Below are 3,386 nucleotides of genomic sequence, written 5' to 3'. Positions count from 1 at the left end.
GCTTCTAGACCTTACGACATCATCTAAAGGTTCATTTAAGGAGACACTATAACTACGAAATCCCTTTTGGGTAGGAATAGACATAGATAGTGGAATACCTTGTGCTATACCTCCTCCAATTAACTCTAGTGCTCGTTCACTTGTTAATACTTCTTTCGGCTCACGTATGGGCTGAAAAATAATACCATTTTCGTCTGAGCGCAACAAAATCCCTACCCGATCAGGCCTCCACTCTTCGTCTAGTTGTGCCATGAAACGCCATGCACAATGCCAGTTTTGGCATACAGGAGGCCTTTCGGAATAAATCTTGCAACCTCCTTTTTCTATCATATGTGAGCAGGCTTGATCGGCAGGCTTTTCAAAATTTTCATCTTTAATGAGAAGAACAACGCAGCACGCTGTACATTCTCCACATTCTCGACCTGGAACTAAATGTGATTCTTTATTTTTACTCAATTATTTCACCAACTGCTTGTTCAATGGTAGATACGGAGTAGTTTAAATTATGTTGTAATGCAAAGGAAACATAATTCAAACTGAGGAGTGACTGTCTATTGCAATAATTTGATAAACTGCTTCCACGCTTTTTCTGCAATTTCTTTTGCATTTGTTTCTATCAGATCTTCATGGGAAACAATTATACTGTCAAAATCCCAACTGAGTATTTTGGTTAATGCCTTAGAGGCCGCTACCTTGTCTTTCCAGCCCAACTGATATTCTGGTGCCGGTTTCGGATTTTCCCACATCCTAAATATGATTTTCCACCAGAGTTTCAATACCCAATTAACATTGTCTGTTTTATCTGTAAAATTTTCTATTAAGTCTACCAAAATTAGTGTGTTAGTGCTCTTATGAAAGAAGGTTACTTCCCATATAAACCTGTTGCCACGAATAAGAACTTGTTCAAAATCATTCTCTAATTGATCATGGGGGATATCTGAAAGAAAGCCATCAAAATTCATCTGAGGTACTTTGCTCTCTATTCCAGGACAAATATAGGTTTTTGCACAAGGGAACGCTCTTTGCGCCGAAAAAACATAAAAATAGTGATATGACCCTAGTGCAATTATGCACTCCACTTTTCCTAAATCATTTATCTCATTTTTGTTTTCTCGTCAATTTCACATGGTGAATGAATAACTAATCCACCACCCGCTAATCTTACGATAGTCATTCTTGAATCAAAATGAGTAGCAGCGTAACTGACCCAAAGGCTAAAAGTTAGCTGATACTAAAATACAAATAGACATTTATAGGCTATTGTCTTTATGCAGAGAACCAAAGCGCTATATACATCGGATAAGGGACATTAAAACATGAACATAGCAGATCTATCAAAACAAAAAAACGGTAAGGTATTACTTAGTATATCCGAGGAAGGGAATTACGAGGCTGGATTGGAATTTGCCAAGCTGGTTTTTAATGGCAAATATTCAGGTGAGGCACTAGATGAAAATGGTGAAGTGGTAACCAAAAAAGACGCCAAGAATAAAGCAAAAATCGATGCAGAAAAGTGTGTATTAAGAGGCGCAGAAGCCGGGATATTAGCCTGCATTGAAGAAGCTGCTGATATGTATTTTTTAGGACGAAGAGAGCCTGGGCAGTTTGGTGGCACTATAGTTAACTGTGACTTCAAAAAATCTGTAGAATTTCATGAAAATCTGCTTAATCATGAGGATGTGAACAATAACATTCTCAGCTTCGCGCACTTCAGATTAGGAATTTTAAATAACCTCATTACAGTGCCTAAAGAAAAGAAAGATTGGGATAAGTCCCTAAATCATTGGGAAAAGGCAAAGGCACTGTCTGGACTTGGTTCAACTTTAGCAACAGCTTCCATTGCTCAATATTATTATTATGAAGAAAAAAACTATGGAATAGCCATTCCTCTTTTGGAGTCAATTTTCAATAGCAGTCCCTATTCCGCTTTACTCTTAGCATTGGCATATAGAGATGCTAATGGTGTTAAAAAAAGCGAGGATAAGTACAATGAATTATACACTTTATGGGACACGAATTCCTAAGAACAGTGTAGTTGCCAAGTATAAATAGCCACTACCTTAGAGTTATTTCCACAATATTTATAAGGCGCAAACGCCCCCTAAGCGCCTTACAAACTACAAGTTGGAAGCCAAATTCACTATGCCACTACAGTGTTCAGCACTCTGTAACCGATTACTGAACACTGCTTACCGAACACAAACATTTATTGAGGCTTTGTCAGTTTAGGCTTTAATGGCATCATCGACTATCTTCAAAGTCGAATGAAGTGAACCAGTCGCACAGATAAATAATCCATGATGACAGAATATTCCATCGGGAATCTGTGCTACTTTTGAAAACTCATCATCACGCAAACCAGCCCAGGATTTTGGGAAGTCCTTACGGTTTGAGAATTCTCCAGGAGCTGATGGAACGGCACGGGCATACCACTTTTCACCATGTGGATATATTGCATATAGAATAGTTTCATTTCCTTTGCTGTTAAACAGGTGTTCTGTCCACTTACAATCTTCAGGAACAATAATATATGAATGTTGTTCATCCAGAGCTTCTTTAAGTGCAACCTCCAATCCATCACGACTATCAATCCAGTGCTTTGCTTGTGCGATTGCAGTCTGAATTAATAGACGCGCCCGTAACACTTCATCGCCAAAGGCTTCATCAGCTTTAGAGTGATCCAGAGGGTTCATCATGGAGATTGACCCCGATAACGATATTTCACGCACATCAGAAAAGTCTTCAATGTGATGAGTTAATGTCACTCCATTATCAATTGCATCAAACTGCCGAATCAAACGTCGACAAACCCTATCTGCAATAAGAGGACAGCCACAAATTTCTGTACCATAATGAGACCATATTAAGCCGATGGATGACATCTTCAAACCATCATCGTATGTCGGGCCATTCTTAAAGTGGTGGTCATATATCTTTTCATCATGATTGTAGTAACCTCCGACATCAACGAGGTAATCACATTTCGCCCATACTTTGGGGTCACGTGAACGGTGTATTTCATACTCCGAGTGCAACATCGACAATGCCGCAATTGCAAAAACATCATCGGCATGAAATGCCCCGCTGTGTGTTCCAAATATCTTCTTCAAAATAATATATCCATTTATGTTAGCACCGAAGCGCGTATTATTTATACTATGTTCCAGTTAAGCATTTGAACTTAAGTCTTTTTATCCACCACCAAGAGACCAAGTTTCTTTAAAGAAAAGGTTTGCTGATTATAGAAAGAATAAAAGCCCTTTACCAAAAAAAGTTGATTTGAACAGGATGCTTTATCTCATTATGCTCCGTTTGCGACAAAACCTTATCGGAATTTGTTATTCTCCTTCGTAAATATCCCTGTTTTATGTCTGTTTCTACCCGAT

4 protein-coding genes are annotated in these 3,386 nt (G+C 38.5%); 1 reads left to right on the top strand and 3 read right to left on the bottom strand.

What is annotated here, in order from left to right; genetic code table 11:
* Both AC4GME_RS18210 and AC4GME_RS18205 read right to left on the bottom strand, forming a co-directional pair.
* Nucleotides 1-456, bottom strand: a 456-nt coding sequence (locus AC4GME_RS18210; RefSeq protein ID WP_490379981.1) for a hypothetical protein, incomplete at its 3' end; no start/stop codon positions are given.
* 95 nt (nt 457-551) lie between these two features.
* Nucleotides 552-962, bottom strand: a complete 411-nt coding sequence (locus AC4GME_RS18205) for a hypothetical protein (protein ID WP_490378485.1) — start codon at nt 960-962, stop codon at nt 552-554.
* Nucleotides 963-1,316: 354 nt separating this feature from the next.
* Here AC4GME_RS18205 and AC4GME_RS18200 point away from each other — a divergent pair, with 354 nt between their 5' ends.
* Nucleotides 1,317-2,024, top strand: a complete 708-nt coding sequence (locus AC4GME_RS18200) for a hypothetical protein (protein WP_490378484.1) — start codon at nt 1,317-1,319, stop codon at nt 2,022-2,024.
* Between the two features lie 201 nt (nt 2,025-2,225).
* On the opposite strand, the gene AC4GME_RS18195 is transcribed toward AC4GME_RS18200, so the two are convergent.
* Nucleotides 2,226-3,110: an MYG1 family protein gene (locus AC4GME_RS18195; protein WP_490379980.1), complete on the bottom strand. Its 885-nt coding sequence runs from the start codon at nt 3,108-3,110 to the stop codon at nt 2,226-2,228.
* Between the last annotated feature and the right edge of the window lie 276 nt (nt 3,111-3,386).

It is taken from the genome of Psychromonas sp., assembly GCF_983033635.1.
Note: the sequence above shows the minus strand (reverse complement) of the source record. Positions and strands in the feature narration are given on the sequence as shown.

Coding starts and splice junctions, on each gene's coding strand:
- AC4GME_RS18205 (WP_490378485.1), bottom strand. CDS start 962: ATGAATTTTGATGGCTTTCTTTCAGATATCCCCCATGATCAATTAGAG.
- AC4GME_RS18200 (WP_490378484.1), top strand. CDS start 1,317: ATGAACATAGCAGATCTATCAAAACAAAAAAACGGTAAGGTATTACTT.